The following is a 24,754-nucleotide window of genomic DNA, read 5'->3' as shown; positions in this document are numbered from 1 at the left end:
TCTCGATCGGGCAAACGTGTCGGTGCCGGTCCGTATAATTACGAAGTGACGGACGTACAGATCACCGTAGCTGCCAACCACACCATCTCGGAACGCCCTCAACGGGCCACCGTGTCGGCCTCCATCGATCTGAATGGGCCGAGGCCGGACGCCGTGTTCGAGGCTATGTCGGTCGAGCTGCACTGGGTGCGACAGTCGATCGACGAGATGTACGACCCCAGCAGCGGCCCGGTGACGTGGTTCGCCATCGACCAGATACGCAGGAGCAGCTACCGGGTCCGCGACCAGGAGGACGAACCCCCTCGCACGGTCTTCACGGCGGCTGCCCAACTCGAGGTCAAGTTCTCCGACTTCGAAGCACTCAGCAAGTGGATCTGGTGGACCGCGAGCGTCGACTCGCTACGCGTGCAGACCATCGATTGGGCACTGACCGCTGCGCGGCGCAGCGAGATCGAGCGCGATGCGCGGATGCAGGCGGTTCGCGATGCCGTGCAGCGCGCTCAGGACTACGCAGACGCACTCGACCTGGGGCGGGTGGCCGCCCGCCAGGTAGAGGATCGGCACCGATATGCCTCCGACGAGGTCACGACCAGCAACCGGGTCCGACAGTCGGAGGTGGACGACTGGCATCTGAGACCCCGGCACATACGCGTCGGAGTCGATGTCAAGGCGGTGTTCACCGCGTCGGCTAGACCGGCAGCAGCTGGTCGATGACGCCGGCGAGCTGCTTGGCCGACCGGCACTCGTGCATCGTGATGACGCCCTCGTAGCGCGGTACCGCCGAATCCCCGCTACCCCACAGGTGCTTGGGCTCGGGGTTGAGCCAGTGGGCGTGCCTGCTGGCCTTCACCATGTGGGTCAGCAGATCGACCTCGGGGTTGCGGTAGTTGTTGCGGCCGTCGCCGAGCACCAGCAGCGAACTGCGCGGCGAGAGCACATTCGGGTACTTGTCGAGGAACGACACGAACGCGTGGCCGTAGTCGGAGTGGCCGTCACGGGTGTAGACACCGGCCTCGCGGGTGATCCGCTGCACGGCGACCGCGAGGTCGGCCTCCGGGCCGAACAGCTCGGTGACCTCGTCGGTGGTGTCGATGAACGCGAAGACCCGCACGCGGGAGAACTGCTGGCGCAGCGCACTGACGAGCATGAGCGTGAAGTGGCTGAACCCCGCAACCGAACCGGACACGTCGCACAGGACGACCAGTTCGGGCCGGGCTGGGCGCGGCTTCTTCAGCACGACGTCGATGGGCACGCCACCGGTCGACATCGACTTGCGCAGCGTCTTGCGCATGTCGATCTCACCGGCACGGGCACGGCGTCTCCGCGCGGCCAGCCGGGTGGCGAGTGTGCGTGCCAGCGGTGCGACCACGCGCCGCATCTGGCGGAGCTGCTCGCCGGACGCTCGAAGGAACTCCACGTTCTCGCTGAGCTGCGGAATGCCGTACATCTGGACGTGTTCGCGGCCGAGTTGCTCGGCGGTGCGACGCTTGGTCTCGCCCTCCACCATGCGCCGCAGCTGCGAGACGCGCTTGGCGGCAAGGGCTTTGGCGATCTCCTGCTGCGTGGGCGTCGGGTCGTCGCCGTATCCGGCAAGCAAGCCGGCGAGCAGCCTGCCCTCCAGTTCGTCGAGCGCCATCGCCTTGAGAGCCTGATACGACGAGTAGGACGGACCGCGGCTGGAGTTGTAGCGGCCGAACGACTCCACGATCTGGGCGATCATCGCGGCGAGCCGGTCGTCGACGTTGGCCAGATCGGGGTTGTCGGTGAGCATCTGCACCAGCGCATCGCGCAGGCCCTCGATGTCCTGCGGCGGCGGACCGTCCGACTCGTCGTCGGCGCTGTCGTCGTCGACCACCGTCCTGGCGCCCAGCGCCGCCGGGAACCAGAGGTCGAACATCGCGTCGTAGGTCTCGCGGTGCTCCGCTCGCCGCATCACCGCGCACGCCAGACCCTCTCGCAGCACCTCGCGGTCGCCGAGCCCGAGCGTCGCCATCACGCGCCCGGCGTCGACGGTCTCCGACGGCCCGACCGCTATCCCGACCCCGCGCAGCGCCTCGACGAACTCGACGAGGTGGCCCGGAATGCCATGCGGGGCAAGCGGTTGGGGCGGTCGGGTGCGACGGGCGGCCATCGGAGCACTCCTCAGTTCAGCCGGAGTTCGCCGGATGCACGCTGTTGATCGGACTGGTGTTTGAGGACGACGCCAAGCGTGGCAGCGATCATCGCATCGTCGATGGTGTCCATGCCCAGGGCGAGCACGGTGCGACCCCAGTCGATGGTCTCGGCGACCGACGGCACCTTCTTGAGCTGCATGCCGCGCAGCACGCCGATGATGCGGACCAGTTCCTCGGCAAGGCGCTCCGGCAGCTCGGGCACCCTGGACAGCAGGATGCGGCGTTCGAGGTCCGGGTCGGGGAAGTCGATGTGCAGGAACAGGCATCGCCGCTTGAGCGCCTCGGAGAGTTCCCGGGTGGCGTTCGACGTCAAGAGCACGAACGGCGGCCGCTCGGCCTTGATGGTGCCGAGTTCGGGCACCGTGACCGCGAAGTCGGACAGCACTTCGAGCAGCAGACCCTCGATCTCGATGTCCGCCTTGTCGGTCTCGTCGATCAGCAGCACGGTCGGATCGGTGCGCTTGATCGCCGTGAGCAGCGGACGGGTCAGCAGGAATTCCTCGCTGAACACGTCCATCTTGGTCTGGTCCCAATCGCCCTGGCCGCCGGCGTTGCCCGCCTGGATGCGCAGGATCTGCTTGGCGTGGTTCCACTCGTAGAGTGCGCGGGCTTCGTCGACGCCCTCATAGCACTGCAGGCGAACGAGTTCGGAACCCGTGCAGGCAGCGACCGCGCGGGCGAGTTCGGTCTTGCCGACGCCCGCCGGGCCCTCGACGAGCAGCGGCTTGCCGAGCCGGTCGGCGAGGAATACGGCCGTCGCCGTCGCCGTGTCGGGCAGGTACCCGGTCTCGGCGAGGCGGGTCGCCACGTCGTCGATGTCGGTGAACAGCGGGACCGGTTGGGCAGAGGTGCTCATGGTCGGTTGGACTCCTGTCAGGCGGGGCGGATGTGGCCGTCTCCCCACACCACCCACTTGGTCGAGGTCAGTTCGGGCAGGCCCATGGGCCCGCGGGCGTGCAGCTTCTGCGTCGAGATGCCGATCTCCGCGCCGAAGCCGAACTGTTCGCCATCGGTGAACGACGTTGCCGCGTTGACCATCACGGCCGCGGCGTCGACCTCCCCCGTGAATCGTTCTGCGGCAGCGAGATCGGTCGTCACGATGGCCTCGGTGTGGCCGGTGCCGTATTCGTTGACGTGGGTGATGGCCGCGTCGATGCCGTCCACCACGGCGACCGCGATGTCCATCGACAGGAACTCGGCCCGCAGGTCGTCTTCGCTCGGGTCGTCGTGCACGGTGACACCCGCGTTCCGGAGTGCGTCGAGCAACCTCGGCACCGCGCGGTCGGCGATCGCGGCGTCGACGAGCAGCGTCTCGGCGGCGTTGCACACGCTGGGCCTGCGCGTCTTGGAGTTCAACAGGATGCGTTCGGCGACGTCGAGGTCGGCCGCCGCGTGAACGTACACGTGGCAGTTGCCGACACCGGTCTCGATGGTCGGGACCAGCGCGTCGCGGACGACGGCGTCGATCAGTCCCGCGCCTCCGCGGGGGATGACGACGTCGACCAGGCCGCGGGCCTGAATGAGGTGGGTGACGGTGGCGCGGTCCTCGCTGGGCAGCAGCGCAACGGCGTCGGCGGGCAGACCCTCGGCCACCAGCGCGGCGCGCAGTGCGGTGACGAGCGCCTCGTTGGAGTGCCTCGCCGACGAACTGCCGCGCAGCAGAGCGGCATTGCCGGACTTGAGCGTGAGCCCGAACGCGTCGACGGTGACGTTCGGCCTGCCCTCGTAGACCATGCCGACGACGCCGAGGGGCACGCGCTGCTGGCGGATCCGCAGTCCGTTCGGCAGTGTGCGGCCGCGCAGGACCTCCCCGACAGGATCGGGCAACCCGGCGACCTGGCGCAGTCCAGCCGCGATGCCGTCGACGCGCTGCGGGTTGAGCGCAAGGCGGTCCAGGATCGCTGCCGGGGTGCCTGCGGCGCGGGCGACGTCCAGATCGACCTCGTTGGCGGCGAGCACCTCGCCCACCGATGCCAGCACCGAGTCCGCCGCGGCGTGCAGCGCCCGATCCTTGGTCGCCGACGTCAGCGTGCCGAGGGTGCGTGCGGCGACTCTGGCGCGGCGCGCCGCGTCGTGGACCTGCTGGCGCAGGTCGGTGTCGGCGGGGGCATGCACGCTCATCAGGCCAGCGTATCGAGGTAACGCAGGTCGGGCCCGGTCGGGGTTACGGTATGGCCCGTGACAACGTCGGGCAATCGAGTGTGCGTGGTGGGCAGCGTCAACCTCGACCAGTCGATGCGGGTTCGATCGCTGCCGCGCCCCGGAGAGACCGTGCTGGCGGCATCCACGACCTGGTCGCCCGGCGGCAAGGGCGGCAACCAGGCCGTCGCCGCAGCGCGCGCGGGCGCGTCCGTCGATCTGGTCGCCGCTCTCGGCGACGACGACGCCGCGGCCAAACTGCGGGCCCATCTCAGCGGCAACGACGTGGGACTGGACGGCGTGCTCACCCTGCCGGGCGCCAGCGGTACCGCCGTGATCGTCGTCGACGACGGCGCCGAGAACCTGATCGTCGTCGCCCCGGGCGCCAACGCCCACCTGCATCTCTCCTCGCCTGCCGTCCGCGACGCAATCACCGCATCCGACGTGGTGCTGCTGTCCCTGGAGATTCCGGTGGACACCGTCCTGGCCGCGGCGCGGCTGGGCCGGGCGGGAGGCGCGGTGGTGATGGTCAACGCGTCGCCCGTCGGGTCACCCGCCGATCTCGAACGGTTGGCGTCGACCGTGGACGTCGTGATCGTCAACGACGCGGAGTCACGTGAGTGGCATTGGCCCGTCGATCATCTGGTCGTGACGCGGGGAGCCGACGGCGCCGAGTACCGCACGACCGATGCCCGCGTCACCGTCGGGGCGCCTGCGGTCGAGGCGATCGACACCACGGGAGCCGGTGACGTCTTCGCGGGCGTGCTCGCCGCGGGCTGGCACCTCGGGCCGGAGGTGGCGCTGCGCCGGGCATGCGCTGCCGGTGCGCTGGCCACGCTGGTGCCCGGTGCGGGTGACTGCGCGCCGACCGAGGAGGCCGTCGACGACGTGCTCGAGACCACCGATCCCGAGACCGCCAGTCCCGAACGAGGAGGAGCATGACCGCCACCGAGAACATTCCCCGCCCGCCGGACGGCGACTGGCTGGGCACCCCCTTCCTGCGCTTCGAGAGGGAGGGCCCGTTCGGGGTGGTGACGCTGGACCGACCCGAGGCACGCAATGCGATGACGCCTGCCATGTACTTCGGCATCCGCTACGCGGTGACCCACGTCGAGAACGACCCCGATCTGGCGGGTCTGCTGATCACCGGCACCGGCGACGTGTTCGCGCCCGGCGGCGACCTCGGCGGCGGTGACGGCGTCGACGACTGGATGTCCTTCGGCCCGGCGCTGTCGATGGACGTCACGCCGTTCGAGACCTTGCGGCAGTCGGTGAAGCCGGTGGTGTCGGCGGTCAACGGACTGTGCCAGGGCGGCGGCCTGCAGATCGCGATGTGCAGCGACATGGCGGTGGTGAGCGATCGGGCGACGTTCCGCGTACCGGAGCTCTACCGCGGGATCGCCGACACGTACTACAGCCAGATGCTGGCCCGGATGATCGGCCCGGTGCGCACCCGCGACCTGATGTTCACCGGTCGCACGCTCGACGCTCGCGAAGCAGTCGACTGGGGCATGGTGGCGCGGGTGGTGCCGCACGACGACCTGGGTGCAGTGGCGCGCGACGTTCTCGCGCAGTGCTGCCGCACGGCGCCCAAGGCGCGTCTGGTGGTCAAGTCGAGCCTGGACAACTACATGGGGCTGTTCGACCGGATCGGCATGAAGGCCTCCTACAGCGGACCGGAGGCCGTCGAGGGCTTCGTGGCGTTCAAGCAGCGCCGGGCCCCCGAGTGGGTGCACCCCGACCTGCGCACCGAGGGCAGGCTGTAGCTGCGCTCAGACCCTTGGCCTGCGTACGTCGTGGGCGATCGCCATCCCGATGCCTGACTCGAAGTCGGCAGCGGACTGACTGAGCAGCACGCGACTCCTGCTGGGCGACAACGCGACGGAGAGGAAGTGATGCGGCCGTCCGGTCGCGTGCGCCACGGAGTTCACCCGAATGACCGCAGCGCCGATCGCGGTGTCGAGCAGGTTGGCGATCCTCGGTCCCGCCACCTCGGCGGTCAGTTCGTGGTCGACCCCGTCGATCCCCACCCCTGCGCCGTACAGCAGTTCGAACAGCGAGGTGCCGGCCAGCGCCGGCTCGGTCACCGTCTCGGTGAGGTGTTCCGGCAGCCACACCTCGGTGACCATGCACGGTTCCCGCGTGATGCGCTCGCGGCGCAGTCGCAGCACCTGCAGCAGGCGGCGCTGTCCGCCGAGCCGCTCGGCGACGGCGGCGGGCGCCGCGCGGACGCCGAACTCGAGGACTTCGACCTCGGTCTCGAACTCGATCTGCCGCAGCCCGTCCATGTAGGACGCCGCCGGATCGTGCGCGCGCGCCGTCGCGTTGTCCGCGACGAACGAGCCGACGCCGTGCCTGCGTTCGATCAGACCCGCCTCTGCGAGGTCGGCGAGCGCTCGACGCACGGTGATCCGTGAGACGCCGAACTGGGTGCACAGCGACTGCTCGGTGGGCAGCGCCTCCCCCGACCCCACGGCGCCGCGGGCAATCTCGTCGTGCAACACCAGGTACAGCTGGCGGTGTAGGGGCACGCCAGCAGACGCGCTGACGCGCGCCTCACCATTCCCGCCCCGACCCATCGCCGTGATCTTCGCATGCTCGAGGTCGCCGCGTCCCCGATCCAGGGCGGCGGCTGTCACCGATGTCAGTGCTCGGGCACCTCGCGTTCGATCTCGTCGAGCCAGATCCTCGCCGACATGTCCGACGGGGCCCGCCAGTCGCCGCGCGGAGACAACGATCCGCCGGCGGACACCTTGGGACCGTTCGGCAGCGCGGAGCGCTTGAACTGGCTGAACGAGTAGAACCGCTGCGCGAACACCTGCAGCCAGCGGCGGATCTCCGACAGCGGGTACTCGGGGCGGTCGTCCTCGGGGTAGCCGGCCGGCCAGTCACCGCGGCCGGCGTCGCTCCAGGCGTGCCAGGCGAGGAAGGCCACCTTCGACGGGCGGAAACCGTAGCGCAGCACTTGGAACAGTGAGAAGTCTTGCAGGACATACGGTCCCACCTTGGCCTCGCTGCTCTGGATCTCCTCGTCCTCGCCGGCGGGTACCAGTTCAGGAGTGATCTCGGTGTCGAGGACGGACCGCAGCACGGTGTTCACCCGGTCGTCGAACTGACCGGAATTGCTCACCCACCGGATCAGGTGCTGGATCAGGGTCTTCGGCACGCCGCCGTTGACGTTGTAGTGCGACATCTGGTCGCCGACCCCGTACGTGGACCAGCCCAGCGCCAGCTCGGAGAGATCACCGGTACCCAGCACGATGCCGCCGCGCTGGTTGGCCAGCCGGAACAGATAGTCGGTGCGCAAGCCCGCCTGGACGTTCTCGAAGGTGACGTCGTAGACCTTCTCGCCCCGGGCGAACGGGTGATCCATCTCGGTCAGCATCCGGGTGGCGGTCTCGCGGATGTCGATCTCGGCGAACGTCACCCCGAGCGCCTCGCTGAGTTCGATGGCATTGCCCTTGGTGCGGTCGCCCGTGGCGAAGCCGGGCAGCGTGAACGCGAGGATGTCACTGCGCGGGCGACCCTCGCGGTCCATCGCCTTGGCCGCCACGATCAGGGCATGGGTCGAGTCGAGTCCGCCCGACACCCCGATCACGATCTTGGGGAAGTTCAGCGCCCGCAGCCGCTGCTCCAGCCCGGCGACCTGGATGTTGTAGCCCTCGTAGCAATCCCGTTCCAGCCGTTCGGGATTCGATGGCACGAACGGGAACCGCTCCACCTCTCGGCGCAGACCGATGTCGCCGGTCGGCGGGTCGAGCACGAACTCGACCTTCCGGAACGCGTCGATCCGCGCGCCGTGGTGGCGCCGGTTGTCGTCGAACGTCCCCATCCGCTGCCGCTCGGCCCGCAGCAGGTCGACGTCCACGTCGGCCACCGACCGCTGGACGTCCTTCGGGAACCGTTCGGATTCGGCGAGCAGCGTCCCGTTCTCGTAGATCATGGTCTGGCCATCCCACGCCAGATCGGTGGTCGACTCACCCTCCCCCGCCGCCGCGTACACGTAGGCCGCCAGGCAGCGCGACGACGCCGACTGGGCGTACATCTTGCGGTCGTCGGCCCGTCCGATGGTGATGGGGCTGCCCGACAGGTTCGCCAGCACCGTCGCCCCGGCCAGCGCAGCGTCTGCGCTCGGGGGAATCGGCACCCACATGTCCTCGCAGATCTCGACGTGCAGGACGAAGTTCGGTAGGTCGGCGGCGGCGAACAGCAGGTCGGGGCCGAACGGCACGTCCACGCCCGCCAACCGGATCACGTCGCTGACGTCGTCGCCGGGCGCGAGTTGCCTGCGCTCGTAGAACTCGCGGTACGTCGGCAGGTAGGACTTGGGCACTACGCCCAGCACCGTGCCTCGGTGGATGACGACGGCGGTGTTGTAGATGCGGTTGCGGTAGCGCAGTGGAGCCCCCACGACGAGCACGGGGAGAAGCTCCGCCGAGCCGGCCACGGTCTCCGCGACTGCCGTCTCGGCAGCATCGAGGAGTGCCTGCTGCATCACGATGTCCTCGATCGAGTACCCGCACAGCGTCAACTCCGGGAACACGGCCAGGCCCACGCCGTCCTCGTGACACTCACGCGCGATGCGCAGCACGGACTCGGCGTTGGCCGAGGGGTCGGCGATCGTCGTGTGATGGGTGCACGCGGCGACCCGCACGAACCCGTGACGGTAAGCGGAGTAGAAGCTCATGCCTCATTGTTGCCCGCGAACCGACTGAATCATGCACGGCCTATCCTGGACGGGGTGGAAGGCCCCGAACTGATCAGCCTGCTCGCGGGCCAACGCGTCGCCGTGCTCACCGGCGCCGGAATGTCCACCGACTCCGGCATCCCGGATTACCGTGGCCCCGACTCACCGCCGAGCAACCCCATGACCATCCGGCAGTTCACCTCCGACGCGGAGTTCCGCCAGCGGTACTGGGCGCGCAACCACATCGGGTGGCGGCACATGGCGGAGACGTTGCCCAACGCCGGTCACCGTGCCCTGGCGGCCCTTGAGCGGGCAGGTGTCGTCACCGGCGTCATCACCCAGAACGTCGACCTGCTGCACACCAAGGCAGGCAGTCGCAACGTGGTCGACCTGCACGGCACCTACGCGCAGGTGGTCTGTCTCGCATGCGGCTTCACGCTGTCGCGCGCCGACCTCGCCGAGCAGCTGGAGGCGCTCAACCCGGGCTTCATCGAACGCGCCGAACGGGTGGGTGGAATCGCCGTGGCGCCCGACGCCGACGCGCGCGTCGACGACACCGCGTCGTTCCGGTTCGTCGACTGTCCCAGGTGCGGCGGCATGCTCAAGCCCGACATCGTCTACTTCGGCGAGAGCGTGCCCAAACCCCGTGTGGCGCGCGCGTACTCGCTCGTCGACGACGCCGAGGCACTCCTGGTCGCCGGTTCCTCGCTCACCGTGTTCTCGGGGCTGCGCTTCGTCCGGCATGCGGCGGCGGCAGGCAAGCCGATTGCGATCCTGAACCGGGGAGCGACCCGTGGTGACCCGCTCGCCTCGGTGAAGGTCGAGGGCGGTTGCTCGGAGTTGCTCGCACTGCTGTCCGACGAACTGGTGACAGCCGCGCGCTAGAACGTGACCGGCATCGATCGGATCGCGTGAACGAAGTTGCCCTGCAGGTAATCCGGTGTGCCAGCGGTGATGGTTGGCAGCTGGGTGATCAGCTCGTGGGTCAGCGCCCGCAGCTGTGCGCGGGCGACGTGCGCGCCCAGGCAGAAATGCCTTCCCCCGCCGCCGAAGCCGAGATGCGGGTTGGGCTTGCGGCCGAGGTCGAGCACACCGGGTGCGTCGAACACGCCCGTGTCGAAGTTGCCCGAGGCGTAGAACATCACGACCTTGTCCCCCGCCGCGATCTTCTCGCCAGCCAGTTCGACGTCCACGGCAGCCGTGCGCCGGAATGTCATCACGGGGGTCGCCCACCGGACGAACTCCTCGACGGCGCTGCCGATCCTGTCGTCGAAGTCCGCTGCCAGCCAAGCCCGTTGGTCGCCGAACTCGGTCAGAGCCCGTACGGCGTGACTGGCCGTCTGTCGCGTGGTGTCGTTGCCCGCAACGGCGAGCAGGACGAAGAAGGCAGCCACCTCGGCGTCGGTGAGGCGATCGCCGTCGACCTCGCTGTGGACGAGGGCACTGATCAGATCGTCGCCGGGGTTCGCGCGGCGATCCGCGGCGAGCGCACCCGCCACCTGGTGCAGGTACATCTGGGCGCCGATCAGCACCTCGAGGGGATTGCGCCCGGCCAGGTACACCGGGTCACCCCAGGAGACCAAGGCGTCGGCGGCCTCTGCCACCTGAGCGCGCTCGGATTCCGGGATGCCGACCATGTCCGAGAGCGTGCGGATCGGGAGTTCCCTCGCGCAGTGCTCGACGAAGTCGGCACCCGTTCCCGCGGCGCGCAGTTCGCCAACGACCGCCCGCGCGTTGTCCCCGATCGAGTCCTCGATGCGCCGCACCTGACGCGGGGTGAACGCGGCGTGCGCGACCTTGCGCAGCATGGTGTGCCGCGGTGCATCCATGGCGAGGAAGGACTGCGAGGCCTCGAGCAGTTCCTCCGGCACGTTCTCGAACAGCACGCCCTTGCCGGACAGGAACGTCTCGCTGTCGCGGCTGACGGTGACGATGTCGGCGTGCCGCGTGACGGCCCAGTAGCCACGGTCGGACGGATCGTGCATCAGCGCGTCCTCGACCGGCGGATGCCAGCTCACCGGGCGGTCGGCGCGCAGCACGGCGAAGGTCTTCTCGCGGTCGGCGGCGGTGGTCGACCAGAACGCCCGCGAAGACAGGTCGATCGGGTCGTACGCGCGAGTGGGAGATGTGAGCGGCAACACAGTCATAGGCCAGACAATAAGTCTGGGCACTATGTCTAGTCAAGGTGTGGACGCCTCCGTTAACCTGGGGCGATGCCGTCCGTCACCCGCAAACCGCAGGCGAAAAGGCAAGAGCGCCGCGAGCGCATCGAGCGTCAACTGCTCGACGCCACCGATCGATTGATGGGTGGCGGCGCGAGCTTCACCGAGCTGAGCGTCGACAGGCTCGCCACCGAGGCGGGCATCTCCCGCGCCAGCTTCTACGTCTACTTCGAGGACAAGGGCCACCTGCTGCGCCGGTTGGCGGACCAGGTGTTCGGCGACCTCGCCGCGGGTGCCGCCCGCTGGTGGAGCGTCGCGGAACGGCACGACCCCGCCGACGCCCGCGCCGCGATGACGGCGATCATCGCGGCCTTCCGCCGCCACCAACAGCTACTCGTCGCGTTGAACGAGATGTCCGCCTACGACCCGCAGGTGGGCGCCACGTACACCGATCTCATCACCCAGATCGCCGATCGCCTCGCCGAGGTCATCGAATCGGGCCGCGCGGACGGCACCATTCGCGCCGGCCTGGAACCCGAACCGACTGCGACCACGCTCACGTGGATGGTCGAACGGGCGTGCCAACAGACCCTGCCGGGCCGACCGGCGACCTACGACGCCGACCTGGCCAACACGCTCACCCAAATCCTCTGGAGCACGCTGTACTTGGAGTCGCCCTAGACGGCGACCAGATCGTCGGCGTGCACGGCCGGCCTGCGCATCTCCGCGGGTAGGTCCGAGGTCGACCGACCGACCATGCCCGACAGTTCGCCCGCGTCGTACGCCACGACGCCGCGCGCCACCGTCACCTCGTCGGTTCCGCGCAACTCGACGACGTCGCCGCCGTGGAAGCGGCCCGAGACCGCGACGATGCCCGCGGGCAGCAGCGACCGGCGTCGGTCGAGCACTGCGCGCACCGCACCGTCGTCGAGGGTCAGTACGCCGGCCGATTCGGCGGCGTAGCGCACCCAGAACCGCCGGGCCGTCATCCGTTCCGATCGCGGGGCGAAGACCGTGCCCACCGAGGCATCGGCCAACGCCGTCGCCGCGTCGGCGGCAGCGGCCAGCAGCACGGGTACGCCCGCGTCGGCTGCCAACAGCGCCGAGGACAACTTGGACGCCATCCCGCCGGTACCGAGCCTGCTCCCACCACCCGCGACGACACCGTCCAGATCGTCGGGCGCCGCCACCTCGGAGATGAAGCGCGCCGGATCGTCTGCAGGCGCCTTGCGGGGGTCACCGTCGTACAGGCCGTCGATGTCCGAGAGCAGGATCAGCGCGTCGGCTCCGACGAGGTGCGCCACCAGAGCCGAGAGCCTGTCGTTGTCGCCGAACCGGATCTCGTTAGTGGCCACGGTGTCGTTCTCGTTCACGATGGCCACGGCGTGCAGGGCCCGCAGCCGATCCAGAGTGCGCTGAGCGTTGTTGTGTTGCACGCGCATCGCGATGTCGTGCGCGGTCAGCAGCACCTGCCCGACGGTGCGCCGGTAGCGGCCGAACGCCGAACTCCACGCGTTGACCAGCGCGACCTGCCCGACGCTGGCCGCTGCCTGCTTCGTCGCGAGGTCGGCGGGTCGCTTCGTCAGCCGCAGCGGTTCCATGCCAGCGGCAATGGCACCCGAGGAGACGATGACGACGTCGGACCCGGCCTGCATCCGCGACTCGATGGCATCGGCGAGGTCGGCCAGCCGACCGGCGTCGAACACGCCCGACGGGGTGGTCAGTGCGGTGGTGCCCACCTTGACCACGACGCTGCGCGCGGTGCGGATGGCCTCCCGGTGCGCCGAGCGCGCCGGATCGCCGGAGTGCACGCTGGTCACTCGTCGTCGCTGCCGGGCTTGCGGCGCTCCCGCCGCGCGATCTTGCGTTCCGCCGCTCCGATGCGGTCACTCTGGTCGATGCGGATGTCGGTGCCGCGCCCCGTCATCGTGATGTCGACGCCTGCCGGTGTCTGCGGCTCCCAATCGAACGTCACGGCGCCGATGGTCACGGCGCATCCCGGACGGGCACCGAGCTTGAGCAGTTCGTCCTCGACGCCGAGCCGGGCCAGCCGGTCGCCGAGATAACCAACGGCCTCGTCGTTGCCGAAGTCGGTCTGGCTGATCCAGCGCTCGGGCCGGGTGCCACGCACCACGAACCCGCCGTCGCCGTCGGAGCTGACGGTGAAACCGCTCTCGTCGATGGCGACGGGCCTGATCACGGGACGCCGCGGCGCGACAACGGGCTGCGCTGCGCGATAGGCGGCCACCATGTCCCACAGCGCGAAGATCAACGGCCGCAGCCCATCTCGGCTCACGGCGGACACCTCGAAGACCGGCCAGCCGTAGCGTTCGGCGATCTCACCGCGGATGAAGTCCGCCATCTCGCGCGCGTCGGGCACGTCGATCTTGTTGAGCACGACGGCGCGGGGCCGCTCGGCCAGGTCGCCCAGGGTCTGATCGCCCTGGAGCGTCGGCACGTAGGCGGCGAGTTCGGCCTCCAGTGCGTCGATGTCCGAGATCGGATCACGACCCGGTTCCATGGTCGCGCAGTCGACGACGTGTACCAGGACCGCGCAGCGTTCGATGTGCCGCAGGAAGTCGAGGCCCAGGCCTCGGCCGTGCGACGCTCCCGGAATCAGGCCCGGCACGTCGGCGACGGTGAAGGTGTGGTCGCCCGCGGACACGACGCCGAGGTTCGGCGTCAGCGTGGTGAACGGGTAGTCCGCGATCTTCGGCTTGGCCGCCGAGATCACCGAGACGAGTGAGGACTTGCCAGCCGACGGGAAACCGACGAGACCGACGTCGGCGACGGTCTTGAGTTCGAGGGTGAGGTCGCGGGTCTGGCCTTCTTCGCCCAGCAGGGCGAAGCCCGGCGCCTTGCGCGCCCGGGATGCCAGTGAGGCGTTGCCGAGGCCACCGCGTCCGCCGGTGGCTGCGTCGAACCGGGTTCCCTCGCCAACCAGATCGGCGAGTAGTCGCCCCTGCTCGTCGAGGACGACGGTGCCGTCGGGCACCCGTACCTCGAGATCGGCACCGGCCGCGCCGTCACGGTTGCTACCGGCGCCCTGCTTGCCCGACGGGGCTACGACGTGCGGGTGGAAGTGGAAGTCGAGCAGGGTGTGCACCTGCGGGTCGACGACGAGCACGACACTGCCGCCGCGACCACCGTTACCGCCGTCGGGACCACCGAGCGGCTTGAACTTCTCGCGGTGCACCGAGGCGCAGCCGTGACCGCCGTTGCCTGCTCGCGCATGAATGACGACGCGATCGACGAAACGGGGCATCGGGGTTCCTTTCCAAGACGAAATCTACGTTCTGCAGTCCGACTGCGAGAGCCGCACTGCAGAACGTCGACGTCGACGTTGGAAGTGCGAGCCCTAGGCGTTCGAGGTGGCGGAGACGTCAGACCCCGGTCGCGCGATGCGAACGATGTTGACGGTCTTGCGTCCGCGCTTCTCACCGAACTGCACTGCGCCGGGAGCGGTCGCGAACAGGGTGTCGTCCCCACCGCGTCCGACGTTCACGCCGGGGTGGAAGTGCGTGCCGCGCTGGCGGACGATGATCTCGCCGGCCTTGACGACCTGGCCGCCGAAGCGCTTGACGCCGAGGCGCTGCGAATTCGAGTCACGACCGTTGCGCGAGCTGGAAGCGCCCTTCTTGTGTGCCATGTGGTTGCTCCCCTACTAGTAGTCGGTGTTGTCTGCGTGGACGAACATCAGGCGATGTCGGTGACCTTGACGACCGTCAGCTTCTGACGGTGGCCCTGCCGCTTGTGGTAGCCGGTCTTGTTCTTGAACTTGTGGATCCGGATCTTCGGGCCCTTGGTGTGCTCGAGCACCTCGGCCGTCACGGCGACCTTCTCCAGGTCGCTCGCGTCGGTCGTGACATTCGCGCCGTCGACGACGAGCGCCACGGGCAGCGACACGGAAGCGCCGGCTTCGAGTTCCAGCTTCTCGACCTTGACTATGTCTCCGACCGCGACCTTGTACTGCTTGCCGCCGGTCTTGACGATTGCGTACGTCGCCATCGTGTCGTCATCCTCTACGTCTGTGTTGCGGGCGCGCGCTGCCCGAAAGCTGCTCGCGTGGTCTGGGGGTGCGGGTTCGAAGCCCCGCTGTCACCGGCTCGGATCATCGCAAAGCCGACGGACAACTGCTCAAGATTACGTGACCAGCGGGTAAGGGGTCAAACCGCCTCACCGCCGACCGATTCACCCATCCTGACTCGGCGGTCCGGCAGGTCGCGCGGCTGCGCGACGTCGACGTGGGCGACTGGTCGCAACCAGCACGGGCTCGTCGTCCTCGTCATCCTCGTCGTCGTCATCCGAGTCGGAGTCGTCGTCGTCGGAGTCGTCGTCGTCATCGTCGTCATCCGAGTCGTCGTCATCGTCGTCGGAGATGACCTCGATGTCGTCGTCCTCGTCATCGTCGTCTTCGTCGTCGTCGAGGTCGTCATCGTCGGAGTCCTCCTCGTCGGAGTCTTCGTCGTCGGAGTCCTCGACGTCCTCGTCGACGGCTTCGTCCACGACCTCGCCGACGACGCCTTCGGCGGCAACGTCATCGCCTTCGAGTTCGATGTCGTCCTCGTCGGTCTCGTCGGTCTCGTCGTCACTGCGGCCGTTCGCCGCCGCCATCGCCTTGAACATCGGGTGCTCACCCACGGCGTGCGGGGGAACCTTCGCGACCGGCACTTCCTCGGTGCGGCCGCCCTTCTTGCCCCGCTTGCCACGCCGGCCTGCGCCGGGCTCGGACTTGCGTCCCTGGCTCGACGGAGCGCCGGAGTCGACCGGATCACCGTGCAGCATGATCCCGCGGCCGGCACAGTGCGAGCAGGTCGTGGAGAACGCCTCGATGAGGCCGGTACCCAGCTTCTTGCGGGTCAGCTGCACCAGGCCCAGCGAGGTCACCTCGGACACCTGGTGGCGCGTGCGGTCCCGCGAGAGCGCCTCGGTGAGACGGCGCAGCACCAGATCCCGGTTGGACTCCAGCACCATGTCGATGAAGTCGATGACGATGATTCCGCCGATGTCGCGCAGCCGCAGCTGGCGGACGGTCTCCTCGGCAGCCTCGAGGTTGTTGCGCGTCACGGTCTGCTCGAGGTTTCCACCGGAGCCGGTGAACTTGCCGGTGTTGACGTCGACGACGGTCATCGCCTCGGTGCGATCGATCACCAGCGTGCCGCCCGACGGCAGCCACACCTTGCGGTCCATCGCCTTGACCAACTGTTCGTCGATGCGGTGGACGGCGAAGACGTCGGGACCATCGGGCTGGGCCGGCTCGTACCGCGTCATCCGCGGCAGGAGTTCCGGCGCAACCGAGGTCACGTAGTCGTTGATCGTGTTCCACGCGTCGTCACCGGAGACGATCAGCCCGGAGAAGTCCTCGTTGAAGAGATCGCGGATGACCTTGACCAGGACGTCGGGCTCCTCGTAGAGCGCAACCGCGGCACCGGCGGCCTTGCCGGTGATCTCGGTGGCCTTCGCCTCGATCTGCTTCCAGCGCTCCTGCAACCGATCGACGTCGGAGCGGATGTCCTCTTCCTTCACGCCCTCGGACGCCGTGCGGATGATGACGCCCGCGTCGGCGGGCACCACCTCGCGCAGGATCTCCTTCAGGCGCTGCCGTTCGGTGTCGGGAAGCTTGCGGCTGATGCCGGTCGACGACGCCCCCGGCACGTAGACCAGGTAGCGGCCGGCCAGCGACAGCTGGGTGGTGAGGCGGGCGCCCTTGTGTCCGACGGGGTCCTTGCTCACCTGGACGACGACGTAGTCGCCCGGCTTCAGTGCCTGCTCGATCTTGCGCTGCGCACCGCCGAGGCCCGCAGCCTCCCAGTTCACCTCACCGGCGTAGAGCACGCCGTTGCGGCCGCGGCCGATGTCGACGAATGCCGCCTCCATCGAGGGCAGCACGTTCTGCACGATGCCGAGGTACACGTTTCCGACGAGCGACGCGGAACCGGCTGAGGTCACGAAGTGCTCGACCACCACGCCGTCCTCGAGGACGGCGATCTGCGTGTAGCGGGCGCCTTCGTGCGGCGGTTCGGTGCGGACCTTGTCTTGGACGACCATCACGCGTTCGACGGCCTCGCGGCGGGCGAGGAACTCCGCCTCGCTCAGGATCGGCGGACGACGTCGACCCGCGTCGCGGCCGTCGCGCCGGCGCTGACGCTTGGCCTCGAGCCGCGTGGAGCCGCTGATGCCCTGGATCTCGTCGGACTTGTTCGACTTCTCCGGGCGTTCCGACCGTTCGCGCGGTGCGCGCTCGTGCACGACGGTGTTCGGCGGGTCGTCGGTCGAGGTGGCGTCGTCGCCGTCGCCTGTCCCCGACTTGCGCCTGCGGCGGCGCCGCCTGCGACGGGTAGCGCCCTCGCCGCCGGCGTTGTCGTCGTCGGCGCCGTCCTCGTCATCGGAGTCGTCGTCGGAGTCAGCGTCGTCGGTCGACTCCTCGTCGGTGTCGTCGCCTGCGTCGTCGCTGCTCTGCTCACCGCGCCCGCGGCCGCGGCCACGGCGTCCGCGCCGACGGCGGCGGTTGGCGGGCCGGTCGTCGGCCGAATCGTCGTCGGTGTCGGCGTCGACGGCCGCATCGTCGGAGTCGGTGTCGTCGTCGTCGGAGTCGTCCACGTCGTCGACGTCGTCATCGTCGTCATCGTCCACCGGTTGGGCCGGTCGCGGTGCGACGAACAGTGGTGGCGCGACGAACAAGGGGCGATAGTCGACGGCTTGGGCGCCGGCATCCGGCGTGGCACGCGGCAGTTCCGGTTCCGGCTCCTCCACATAGGAGAACGGTGAGAGGACACCGCGAGCGGGTGGCTCGGGCTCGGATTCGGCAGCGGCCGGTTCGGCGGCTGCGGGCTCGACGGCTGAGGAGTCACCGTCGTCGGGCTCGGTGCCGGTGGGTGGTTCGTCGCCCTCGACCGCTTCGGCGTCACCGGTTGCATCCGGGTCTGCGTCGGTGACGGCAGCAGTGCCGTCGCCGGGACCGGCGTCGGTCAGCGGCGCGGGCGGCTGCTCGTCCTGCTGGATGTCTTCTGGCTGGTCTTGGGTAGGCGCATCCTGGGCCACGTATTCTCCTCAGCCCCCGGGCGCGTCGTATCGACGCGGCCACGCGAGGGCTTCCGCTATGGGCTCGAGGGGACCCCCGAGCTTGTATGGTCTCGCTCCGAGCAACTCCGGGTGGAGCCCTCAGTGCCTGGCTGAATGATGGCTGGACGGTCGGCGCCGCACCTGACCTTCGGGGTCACGTGGTCGCGCACGTCTAAGTCTTCATCCGGGCTTCCGCTTCTGGTATGAAGCCGGTCACCCAAGGCCAGTATCCCACACCGTCGCGGTGTTTCCGACGAGGTGCCGTCGGCGGGGGGCCAGACAGCTAACGCCCGGGGAACCAGAGTTCGATTTCGCGGGCCGCCGATTCGGGCGAATCCGAGCCGTGCACCAGGTTGTCCTGGGTGACCAAGGCCAGGTCACCGCGGATCGTGCCCGGGGCAGCCTTCTCCACCGGATCGGTGCCGCCCGCGATCTGCCGGAACGCGGCAACGGCGCGGGGTCCCTCGACGATGGCGGCCACGACGGGTCCCGAGGTGATGAATTCCAGAAGCGACGGGAAGAACGGCTTGTCCTCGTGCTCCGCATAGTGCGCACGGGCCAATGCGTCGTCGACCGTCTTGAGTTCGAGGGCCGCGAGCGTCAGCCCCTTGCGCTCGATCCTGCTCAGAATCTCGCCGACGAGCAGTCGCTTGACGCCATCGGGCTTCACCAAAATCAGAGTCTGTTCAGTCACGGCGACAGCGTACCGGTCAGCCGGGTGGATCCTGCTGCCCAGGCAACTGGCCCCGGTCCTGTCGACGCTTGACCTCGGCGCGCAGGTAGGCGATCAACGCCCACACCGCTGCGAACACGACGCCGATGAATCCGACCGCGGGGTGCACGAGTGCGCCCGCGACGACCACCACCTGCACGGCCAGGTTCGCCTTGAGCGCCCACGGCCTGCCCTGCACGCCAGCCATCAGGATCAGGACGACGCTGAGGCCGATGAGGTAGCCGCCGGACGTCCACGTCAGACCACCGTTGGCCACGCTCACCACGGGCAGGGCAAGCAGCACGACGATCGCCTCGAGGATGAGGGTGCCGGCCATCACCCCGCGGAAGCTCTTCCACGGGTCCGGTGGGGCCGGTGGTGGTTCGACAGACGTCATCGTGGATCCCGTCCGAACAGCGTGCGGGCGGCGCCTGCGGTGACCACCGAGCCGGTGATGACCATGCCCGCTCCGGAGAACCCGGCGCCGTCGTCGCCGGCGTCCTCGACCATGGCCGTCGCCGTCTCGATGGCGTCCGGCAGAGTGGATGCGATCACGACCCGCTCCTGACCGAACCGCTCCTCGGCGCGCATCGCCAGTGCCTCGACCTCCATGGCCCGCGGCGATCCGTTGTGGGTCACGACCAGCACGTCGAACGCGGGCTCGAGCGCGGCGAGGATGCCGTCGACGTCCTTGTCGGCCATCACCGACACCACGCCGACGAGGTACCGGAAGTCGAACTCCTGCTCGAGAGCCGTGGTCAGGGCGGCTGCGCCCGCGGGGTTGTGCGCGGCGTCGATGAAGACCGTCGGCGCGCTGCGCATCCGCTCCAGACGGCCAGGGCTGGTCGCGTTCGCGAAGCCCGCGCGCACTGCGTCGACGTCGAGCTGGCGGCCGGCGCCCGCGCCGAAGAACGCCTCGACGGCCGCGAGTGCGACGACCGCGTTGTGGGCCTGGTGCTCACCATGGAGCGGCAAGAAGATCTCGGAGTAGACGCCGCCGAGACCCTGCAGCTCGAGCACCTGTCCCCCGATGGCGACCTCGCGACTGAGCACGGCGAACTCGGAGTCCTCCCGTGCCACGGCGGCATCGGCGCGAACTGCTTGGGCCAGTAGGACTTCCATCGCCTCGGGTACCTGCTGGCCGATCACCGCGACAGTGCTCAGATCGACCTCCAACGGTACGGGCTCCTCCTTGGCCTTGACGATGATCCCGGCCTTCTCCGCGGCGATCTCGGCGATCGTGTCGCCGAGGTAGTCCGCGTGGTCGATCCCGATCGGGGTGATGACGGCGACCGGCGCGTCGACCACGTTGGTCGCGTCCCAGCGTCCGCCCAGGCCGACCTCGACGACGGCGACGTCGACCGGTGCGTCGGCGAACGCGCTGAACGCCATGGCGGTCAGCACCTCGAATTTGCTCATCCGCGGGCCTCCGTCGGCCTCGGACTGCCGGTCGACGAGTTCGACGAACGGCTCGATCTCGCGGTAGGTCTCGACGTAGGCCGCCGGCGAGAGCGGCTCACCGTCGATCGCGATGCGCTCGACCGCGGATTGCAGGTGTGGGCTGGTGGTGCGACCCGTCCTGCGGTGCAGCGCCATCAGCAGTGCGTCGATCAGCCGTACCACCGAGGTCTTGCCGTTCGTGCCGGCCACGTGGATGCTCGGGTACGCCCGCTGCGGCGAACCGAGCAGTTCGAGCAACGCGCTGATCCGCCCGAGGCTGGGCTCGATCTTCGTTTCCGGCCAGCGCTGATCCAGCAGGTGCTCGACCTGCAGCAGCGATGCGATCTCGTCGGGCGTCGGCTCGGTCATCGCAGACCGTCGAGGCGACCCGAGATGCGTTCGACCTCTTCTGCGGCCAATTGCTTGCGGGCTCGGATCTTCTCGACGACGGGCTCGGGCGCCTTGGCCAGGAAGGCCTCGTTGCCGAGCTTCGCCGTCGTCTGCGCCAGTTCCTTCTCCGCCGCCGCCAGATCCTTCTGCAGCCTGCGTCGCTCGGCGGCGACGTCGACGGTGCCGGAGGTGTCGAGTTCGACGGCCACCGTGCCGCGGGTCAGACGGACCTCGACCGACGCCGACGGGGTGAACCCGTCCTCGGGTTCGGTGAGCCAGGCGAGCGCGGCGACGGCGGGCACCTGGGTGTCCAGATCGGCGTCGCCGATGCCGACGAGCCGGGCGGGCACCCGCTGGCGGTCGTTGAGGCCCTGGTCGCTGCGGAACCGGCGCACCTCGGTCACCAACTTCTGCATGTCGGCGATCCGTTGCGCGACAACCGGATCGAGCGCCACGCCCGAAGCGCTGGGCCAGTCGGCGATCACCACCGACTCACCGCCGGTGAGCGTCTTCCACAGCGCCTCGGTCACGAAGGGCATCACCGGATGCAGCAGCTTGAGCAGGGCGTCGAGCACGGCGGCCAGCACGGCATTCGTCGGGCCGTCGGGAGCGGAGGCCAGCTGCACCTTCGCCAGCTCGAGGTACCAGTCGCAGAACTCGTCCCACGCGAAGTGGTACAGCGACTCGCATGCCCTGCTGAACTCATAGGCGTCGAACGCCGAGTCCACCTCCGCCCGAACCTCTTCCAAGCGCCCGAGAATCCAGCGGTCGGCATCGGTGAGCGCCTCGACGGCCGGCAGCGGGGCGGGACTGGCACCGTTCATCAACGCGAACTTCGTGGCGTTGAACAGCTTGGTCGCGAAGTTCCGCGACGCGCGGGCGGCGTCCTCACCGATCGACAGGTCGCCACCCGGGCTGGCACCGCGGGCCAGCGTGAACCGCAGCGCGTCGGCGCCGAAGGTCTCGACCCAGTCCAGCGGATCGATGCCATTGCCCTTCGACTTGCTCATCTTCCGGCCGAACTCGTCGCGGATCAGGCCGTGCAGGAACACGTTCTCGAACGGCACCTGCGGGCCCCGCGACCCGCCTTCGGTGATGGTGGCGTCGTCGCCGACGAAGGTGCCGAACATCATCATGCGCGCGACCCAGAAGAACAGGATGTCGTAGCCGGTGACCAGCACGCTGGTGGGATAGAACTTCTCGAGTTCGGGGGTGGAGTCCGGCCATCCCATCGTGGAGAACGGCCACAGCGCCGAGGAGAACCACGTGTCGAGCACGTCCGGGTCCTGCTCCCAACCCTCCGGCGGGGTGTCGTCGGGTCCGACACAAACCTTCTCGCCGTTCGGGCCGTGCCAGATCGGGATGCGGTGCCCCCACCACAGCTGACGCGAGATGCACCAGTCGTGCATGTCGTCGACCCACGCGAACCAGCGCGGCTCGAGACTCTTGGGGTGAATCACGGTGTCGCCGTTGCGCACTGCGTCACCAGCAGCCTTGGCCAGCGACTCGACCTTCACCCACCACTGCAGCGACAGCCGCGGCTCGATGGGTTCGCCGCTGCGTTCGGAATGCCCGACGCTGTGCACGTACGGCCGCTTCTCGGCCACGATGCGGCCCTCGGCGGCGAGCGCCTCGCGGACCGCAACCCGCGCGTCGAAGCGATCCATGCCGTCGAATTGTGTTCCGGTGTCGACGATCCGACCCTTGGTGTCCAGGATCGACGGCATGGGCAGGCCGTGCCGCACGCCGATCTCGAAGTCGTTCGGGTCGTGGGCGGGGGTGACCTTCACTGCGCCGGTGCCGAACTCGGGATCGACGTGCGCGTCGGCGACGATCACGACGTCCCGGTCCAGGAACGGGTGCGGCAGCGTCGACCCGACCAGCGCACGGTAGCGGTCGTCGTCGGGGTGCACGGCGATCGCCGTGTCGCCGAGCATCGTCTCCAGGCGCGTGGTGGCGACGACGATGTGCGGCTCGTCGTCGTTCATCGAGCCGTAGCGGAACGACACCAGCTCGCCTTCGACGTCGTCGTACTTGACCTCGAGGTCGGAGATGGCCGTCTCGAGCACCGGCGACCAGTTCACCAGGCGTTCGGCCTGATAGATCAGGCCGGCGTCGTAGAGCCTCTTGAAGATGGTGCGCACGGCCCGCGAGAGCCCGTCGTCCATGGTGAACCGGTCGCGGCTCCAGTCGACGCCGTCACCGATGCGGCGCATCTGCCAACCGATGGTGCCACCGGACTCCCGCTTCCAGTCCCAGACCTTGTCGACGAACAGCTCGCGGCCGAAGTCCTCCTTGGTCTTGCCGTCGATGGCGAGCTGCTTCTCGACGACGCTCTGGGTCGCGATGCCCGCGTGGTCCATGCCAGGCAGCCACAGCACCTCGTAACCCTGCATGCGCTTGCGGCGCGTCAGCGCGTCCATCAGCGTGTGGTCGAGCGCGTGACCCATGTGCAGGCTGCCGGTGACGTTGGGCGGGGGCAGCACGATGGAGTAGGGCGGTTTGGCACTCGACGGGTCGGCCGTGAAGTATCCGGCGTCGACCCAGCCCTGGTACAGCTCGCTCTCCACCTCGCCCGGGTCCCACGATTTCGGCAGGGCGGATGCCCCGGGGTGGTCGGCAGGCTGCGAGGTGGCGGTCACCTCGACATTCTAGGAACCGCGGACCAGTGGTCGATCAAGCCCCCGACACGCTCGGTCGGGTCAGGCCAATCGTTCGGTCTCCAGGGAGACGCCCGCCGCCGGGAATCGCGCCAGTAGTGCGTCGCCGAGCGCGGCGGCAGGGGTGAGCACGCCGTGCAGATCCGACAGCGCGTCGCGGTCCAGGGCCAGCGCAAGGCCGCATTCGCCCAGCAGAACCGACGTCGCCTTGTAGCCGGGATCACCCTGCTGCGACATCGTGGCGCGGTACCGTGCGCCGGTGGTCGTGGTGGTGTACGTCTCGACGGTGTAATGACCGTTCTCACGGGCCTTCTCGCTGGGACCGGTGCCCGGCTTGGGCAGGACTCGCTCGATCAGCCCCCGCGGGAGCTTGTTGAAGTACCTGCCGCCGAGACCGAGCATCGCGACGTTGGCGGCGGTGTCGAGCGCGGCGGCCACGGGCGCGACGACCGAGGAACCCATGCTCATGGTCTCCGCGTAGCGGAACGTGCGGCCGTAGGACCAGTCGAGCAGCGCGTTGGACCGCCGCACGATTCGGGAGTTGGGCGCGCCCATGGCGAAGGCACCCGTCCAGACGCCGTCGAGTTCCGGTGCGATATCCCGGCCGCGCCGCCAGGGCGTGTCCGATTGATGCCCCAGTTCGGGTTCGGCCGACCGGTCGGTGCTCAGGGTGTAGGGGTCGTTCATCTGCCGACGTGCCTCGGGGTCGGACGACGACGTGTCCAGCACCTCGAGCATCGAGGCGAGGGTGCCGCCCGAGATGCCGCCGGCGAAGCGCCGCACCACGAGGGTGGTCTCACCCAGCTGTCCTGCGCCGTCCTGTTCGGCCCGCCGGTGCAGCGCGTAGACGCTGAGATCCGAGGGGATGGAATCGAATCCGCATGCGTGGACGATGCGTGCCCCGTTGTCGGCCGCCTGCTCGTGATGGGTGTCGATGCTGTCGCGGACGAACATGGTCTCGCCAGTCAGGTCGGCGTAGTCGGTCCCCGCGGCAGCGCACGCGGCGACGAGCGGCAGGCCGTACTTGGTGTACGGACCGACGGTCGTCACGACCACGCGGGTACGCGCGGCCATGTCGTTGAGGGAGGACGGCTGTGACGCGTCTGCCTCGATGAGGGGCCAGTCGCTCGCTGCGGGTCCGAGCGAATCGCGGACGTCACGCAGCTTCGTTGCCGACCGGCCTGCCAGCGCGATGCGCGCACCGCTGCCTGCTCTGGCGAGGTAGTCCGCGGTCAACTTCCCGACGAATCCCGTCGCGCCGTACACCACTACGTCGAATTCACGCTGCTCTGCGGTCATGACCCCAACCTACCGAGGGTCGCAGCAGG

21 protein-coding genes are annotated in these 24,754 nt (G+C 69.0%); 5 read left to right on the top strand and 16 right to left on the bottom strand.

Annotation, left to right across the window (positions count from 1 at the left end):
- The first annotated feature begins 45 nt into the window (after positions 1 to 45).
- A complete protein-coding gene (locus G6N61_RS29435; RefSeq protein ID WP_163924362.1) occupies positions 46 to 714 on the top strand; it encodes an SIMPL domain-containing protein in 669 nt (222 codons plus the stop codon).
- Here the strand turns inward: G6N61_RS29435 and G6N61_RS29430 are convergent.
- The 3 genes from G6N61_RS29430 to G6N61_RS29420 are packed head-to-tail and all read right to left on the bottom strand — an operon-like array spanning position 689 to position 4,295.
- Positions 689 to 2,131, bottom strand: a complete 1,443-nt coding sequence (locus G6N61_RS29430) for a vWA domain-containing protein (RefSeq protein ID WP_163924361.1) — start codon at positions 2,129 to 2,131, stop codon at positions 689 to 691. The genes G6N61_RS29435 and G6N61_RS29430 overlap by 26 nt on opposite strands.
- A gap of 11 nt (positions 2,132 to 2,142) precedes the next feature.
- Complete coding sequence (locus G6N61_RS29425) at positions 2,143 to 3,030, bottom strand: AAA family ATPase (RefSeq protein ID WP_163924360.1); 888 nt, start codon at positions 3,028 to 3,030, stop codon at positions 2,143 to 2,145.
- A gap of 17 nt (positions 3,031 to 3,047) precedes the next feature.
- Entirely contained in the window at positions 3,048 to 4,295 is a 1,248-nt protein-coding gene (locus tag G6N61_RS29420; RefSeq protein WP_163924359.1) for a glutamate-5-semialdehyde dehydrogenase, read from the bottom strand.
- Between the two features lie 57 nt (positions 4,296 to 4,352).
- Here G6N61_RS29420 and G6N61_RS29415 point away from each other — a divergent pair, with 57 nt between their 5' ends.
- Both G6N61_RS29415 and G6N61_RS29410 read left to right on the top strand, forming a co-directional pair.
- Entirely contained in the window at positions 4,353 to 5,255 is a 903-nt protein-coding gene (locus G6N61_RS29415) for a PfkB family carbohydrate kinase (RefSeq protein WP_264077412.1), read from the top strand.
- Entirely contained in the window at positions 5,252 to 6,079 is an 828-nt protein-coding gene (locus tag G6N61_RS29410; RefSeq protein WP_163924358.1) for an enoyl-CoA hydratase/isomerase family protein, read from the top strand. The genes G6N61_RS29415 and G6N61_RS29410 overlap by 4 nt, the downstream gene beginning before the upstream one ends.
- Before the next feature lie 6 nt (positions 6,080 to 6,085).
- On the opposite strand, the gene G6N61_RS29405 is transcribed toward G6N61_RS29410, so the two are convergent.
- Positions 6,086 to 6,892, bottom strand: coding sequence for a GntR family transcriptional regulator (locus G6N61_RS29405; protein WP_163925192.1), 807 nt, complete (start codon positions 6,890 to 6,892; stop codon positions 6,086 to 6,088).
- Positions 6,893 to 6,957: 65 nt separating this feature from the next.
- Positions 6,958 to 9,000, bottom strand: a complete 2,043-nt coding sequence (locus G6N61_RS29400) for an NAD(+) synthase (RefSeq protein ID WP_163924357.1) — start codon at positions 8,998 to 9,000, stop codon at positions 6,958 to 6,960.
- 54 nt (positions 9,001 to 9,054) lie between these two features.
- On the opposite strand from G6N61_RS29400, the gene G6N61_RS29395 reads away from it, so the two are divergent.
- Complete coding sequence (locus G6N61_RS29395; protein WP_235887341.1) at positions 9,055 to 9,885, top strand: NAD-dependent protein deacetylase; 831 nt, start codon at positions 9,055 to 9,057, stop codon at positions 9,883 to 9,885.
- Here G6N61_RS29395 and G6N61_RS29390 read toward each other — a convergent pair.
- Positions 9,882 to 11,147, bottom strand: a complete 1,266-nt coding sequence (locus G6N61_RS29390) for a cytochrome P450 (protein WP_163924355.1) — start codon at positions 11,145 to 11,147, stop codon at positions 9,882 to 9,884. The genes G6N61_RS29395 and G6N61_RS29390 overlap by 4 nt on opposite strands.
- Before the next feature lie 66 nt (positions 11,148 to 11,213).
- Between G6N61_RS29390 and G6N61_RS29385 the strand changes: the two genes are divergently transcribed.
- Positions 11,214 to 11,843 (top strand): TetR/AcrR family transcriptional regulator, encoded by a 630-nt coding sequence (locus G6N61_RS29385; RefSeq protein WP_163924354.1) that lies wholly within the window; start codon positions 11,214 to 11,216, stop codon positions 11,841 to 11,843.
- Here the strand turns inward: G6N61_RS29385 and proB are convergent.
- The 10 genes from proB to G6N61_RS29335 form a co-directional block, all read right to left on the bottom strand.
- Entirely contained in the window at positions 11,840 to 12,973 is a 1,134-nt protein-coding gene (gene proB, locus G6N61_RS29380) for a glutamate 5-kinase (RefSeq protein WP_163925191.1), read from the bottom strand. The two genes, G6N61_RS29385 and proB, sit on opposite strands and share 4 nt — an antisense overlap.
- A gap of 5 nt (positions 12,974 to 12,978) precedes the next feature.
- Positions 12,979 to 14,427 (bottom strand): GTPase ObgE, encoded by a 1,449-nt coding sequence (obgE, locus tag G6N61_RS29375; RefSeq protein ID WP_163924353.1) that lies wholly within the window; start codon positions 14,425 to 14,427, stop codon positions 12,979 to 12,981.
- A gap of 93 nt (positions 14,428 to 14,520) precedes the next feature.
- Positions 14,521 to 14,811: a 50S ribosomal protein L27 gene (gene rpmA / locus G6N61_RS29370; protein ID WP_163924352.1), complete on the bottom strand. Its 291-nt coding sequence runs from the start codon at positions 14,809 to 14,811 to the stop codon at positions 14,521 to 14,523.
- 47 nt (positions 14,812 to 14,858) lie between these two features.
- Positions 14,859 to 15,170, bottom strand: a complete 312-nt coding sequence (gene rplU / locus G6N61_RS29365; protein ID WP_163924351.1) for a 50S ribosomal protein L21 — start codon at positions 15,168 to 15,170, stop codon at positions 14,859 to 14,861.
- Positions 15,171 to 15,353: 183 nt separating this feature from the next.
- On the bottom strand, positions 15,354 to 18,203 hold the full coding sequence (locus tag G6N61_RS29360; RefSeq protein ID WP_163924350.1) for a ribonuclease E: 2,850 nt from the start codon (positions 18,201 to 18,203) through the stop codon (positions 15,354 to 15,356).
- Positions 18,204 to 18,507: 304 nt separating this feature from the next.
- Positions 18,508 to 18,918 (bottom strand): nucleoside-diphosphate kinase, encoded by a 411-nt coding sequence (gene ndk, locus G6N61_RS29355; protein WP_163924349.1) that lies wholly within the window; start codon positions 18,916 to 18,918, stop codon positions 18,508 to 18,510.
- A gap of 16 nt (positions 18,919 to 18,934) precedes the next feature.
- The gene (locus G6N61_RS29350; protein WP_163924348.1) at positions 18,935 to 19,333 is read right to left on the bottom strand and encodes a DUF4233 domain-containing protein; all 399 of its coding nucleotides are present in this window, start codon (positions 19,331 to 19,333) and stop codon (positions 18,935 to 18,937) included.
- Entirely contained in the window at positions 19,330 to 20,745 is a 1,416-nt protein-coding gene (gene folC, locus G6N61_RS29345) for a bifunctional tetrahydrofolate synthase/dihydrofolate synthase (RefSeq protein WP_163924347.1), read from the bottom strand. Before folC ends, G6N61_RS29350 begins: the two co-directional genes overlap by 4 nt.
- Entirely contained in the window at positions 20,742 to 23,408 is a 2,667-nt protein-coding gene (locus tag G6N61_RS29340) for a valine--tRNA ligase (RefSeq protein WP_163924346.1), read from the bottom strand. Before G6N61_RS29340 ends, folC begins: the two co-directional genes overlap by 4 nt.
- Before the next feature lie 60 nt (positions 23,409 to 23,468).
- The gene (locus G6N61_RS29335) at positions 23,469 to 24,725 is read right to left on the bottom strand and encodes a saccharopine dehydrogenase family protein (protein ID WP_163924345.1); all 1,257 of its coding nucleotides are present in this window, start codon (positions 24,723 to 24,725) and stop codon (positions 23,469 to 23,471) included.
- Positions 24,726 to 24,754: the final 29 nt, after the last annotated feature.

Source organism: Mycolicibacterium arabiense (assembly GCF_010731815.2).
Lineage (GTDB): Bacteria > Actinomycetota > Actinomycetes > Mycobacteriales > Mycobacteriaceae > Mycobacterium > Mycobacterium arabiense.
Note: the sequence above shows the minus strand (reverse complement) of the source record. Positions and strands in the feature narration are given on the sequence as shown.

Coding starts and splice junctions, on each gene's coding strand:
- G6N61_RS29430 (WP_163924361.1), bottom strand. CDS start 2,131: ATGGCCGCCCGTCGCACCCGACCGCCCCAACCGCTTGCCCCGCATGGC.
- G6N61_RS29425 (WP_163924360.1), bottom strand. CDS start 3,030: ATGAGCACCTCTGCCCAACCGGTCCCGCTGTTCACCGACATCGACGAC.
- G6N61_RS29420 (WP_163924359.1), bottom strand. CDS start 4,295: ATGAGCGTGCATGCCCCCGCCGACACCGACCTGCGCCAGCAGGTCCAC.
- G6N61_RS29410 (WP_163924358.1), top strand. CDS start 5,252: ATGACCGCCACCGAGAACATTCCCCGCCCGCCGGACGGCGACTGGCTG.
- G6N61_RS29405 (WP_163925192.1), bottom strand. CDS start 6,892: ATGGGTCGGGGCGGGAATGGTGAGGCGCGCGTCAGCGCGTCTGCTGGC.
- G6N61_RS29400 (WP_163924357.1), bottom strand. CDS start 9,000: ATGAGCTTCTACTCCGCTTACCGTCACGGGTTCGTGCGGGTCGCCGCG.
- G6N61_RS29390 (WP_163924355.1), bottom strand. CDS start 11,147: ATGACTGTGTTGCCGCTCACATCTCCCACTCGCGCGTACGACCCGATC.
- G6N61_RS29385 (WP_163924354.1), top strand. CDS start 11,214: ATGCCGTCCGTCACCCGCAAACCGCAGGCGAAAAGGCAAGAGCGCCGC.
- obgE (WP_163924353.1), bottom strand. CDS start 14,427: ATGCCCCGTTTCGTCGATCGCGTCGTCATTCATGCGCGAGCAGGCAAC.
- rpmA (WP_163924352.1), bottom strand. CDS start 14,811: ATGGCACACAAGAAGGGCGCTTCCAGCTCGCGCAACGGTCGTGACTCG.
- rplU (WP_163924351.1), bottom strand. CDS start 15,170: ATGGCGACGTACGCAATCGTCAAGACCGGCGGCAAGCAGTACAAGGTC.
- G6N61_RS29350 (WP_163924348.1), bottom strand. CDS start 19,333: ATGACGTCTGTCGAACCACCACCGGCCCCACCGGACCCGTGGAAGAGC.
- folC (WP_163924347.1), bottom strand. CDS start 20,745: ATGACCGAGCCGACGCCCGACGAGATCGCATCGCTGCTGCAGGTCGAG.
- G6N61_RS29335 (WP_163924345.1), bottom strand. CDS start 24,725: ATGACCGCAGAGCAGCGTGAATTCGACGTAGTGGTGTACGGCGCGACG.